This is a genomic window from Halalkalibacter flavus (assembly GCF_036663575.1).
GTDB classification, from domain to species: Bacteria; Bacillota; Bacilli; order Bacillales; family Bacillaceae_D; genus Halalkalibacter; species Halalkalibacter flavus.
Map to the genome: position 1 here is coordinate 1 of NZ_JAWRVK010000302.1, position 257 is coordinate 257.

Here is a 257-nt window from a genome sequence, read left to right on the forward strand (position 1 = left end):
GCTGACGTGAAAGACGAAGCCACTGCGGATTGCCTTCCGCCACCGATTCCAGATTGTTGTCTTCCTCGTCGGTCCTGGGCGTGGGCGGGGTGTCAACGCCCTTCTTTCTAGTGTAGAGCTGCCTGTCTTGCCGTTGTTTCAGAGATTGTTGTCTCTTGCTTTTTGGTCGAACTATGGTTTCCTGGGGTGTTCGAGCCATTTCATCAATGCTGGCATTCGATGCGCTAGCAATGGACTTGACCGCTCTTAGGCTGCTG

At 53.7% G+C, this 257-nt stretch carries 1 protein-coding gene; it reads right to left on the minus strand.

Going from position 1 to position 257, the window contains the following annotated elements; translation table 11 throughout:
• The coding region (locus tag SAY88_RS25270; RefSeq protein WP_332635185.1) for a hypothetical protein at positions 1–257 on the minus strand (257 nt) is incomplete at both ends.